General features: G+C 59.3%; 1 protein-coding gene. It reads right to left on the bottom strand.

Features of this window, described 5'->3' with window-relative positions:
* Window positions 1–121: 121 nt before the first annotated feature.
* Window positions 122–816, bottom strand: a 695-nt coding sequence (locus tag NW837_RS13355; protein ID WP_414332114.1) for an urease accessory protein UreF, incomplete at its 5' end; no start/stop codon positions are given.

Below are 816 nucleotides of genomic sequence, written 5' to 3'. Positions count from 1 at the left end.
TTCATCAAAGCGCATTCCTCCCGACACCGACCCTACGGGTACAGTGCGGGGCTCCTGCGATTTCTAGCTGAACTCCCCTCTCCCTCTGGGAGAAGGGTTTAGGGGTGAGGGTTGACGGCTTTCAAGATTGAAAAAGGCGGGAATAGAGCTGTTGGTGGACTTGACAATCGCGTTCTTGTAGGAGGGTGAAGCTGCCCAAAGCCGGCCAGCTGGGGGAGAGGTTTGGCCTTTCGGCCCGCTTCACAACCGGCAGGATCTCTTGGTGTACCACTGCCTCGATGGGCTCGTACAACTGAGCCAATAGGCTTTGCCCCTCGGTATGCCCCAAAGGTACCAGACGCACCGCTGCCGAGACCAGCCCAGTGAGGGAGGAGAACAAGAAGGCACGCAGGGTATCTTCCAACCCAATGCCCGCCTGAGCGCAGATCCAGCCAAACACCACGGAATGATGCAGTGGATCCCCCTCTGCCTTGGGGACAGAGATTCCCCAGGTGCGTTCTGCCAGTTGAGCTAGGCGTTTCCCCAAATCTAGGCTGGCTTGGCGCGGCTCTGCCGCCCAACGGGTTGCTTGCAGCTGTTGCTGCAGCTTCTCCACTCCCGACTCGGATCCCAATCGGGATAGACGATGGGCCAAGGCACAGGCTCTGCCCTCGGTGGGGGCTAAGCCCATGTGCAAAACCCCCAACAGGTACTGCTGCACCCCAGCCCGATCGCGAAGTTGACCCGCTTGAACGGCAGCTTCCAAGCCCCAGGAGTGGGAATAAGCCCCAATCGGCAGGGCAGAATCGGTGAGCTGTAGCAACAGATAGAAAGTGC

It is taken from the genome of Synechococcus sp. R6-10, from assembly GCF_047461815.1.
Classification (GTDB): domain Bacteria; phylum Cyanobacteriota; class Cyanobacteriia; order Thermostichales; family Thermostichaceae; genus Thermostichus.
This window is presented reverse-complemented; position numbering and strand designations above follow the sequence as displayed.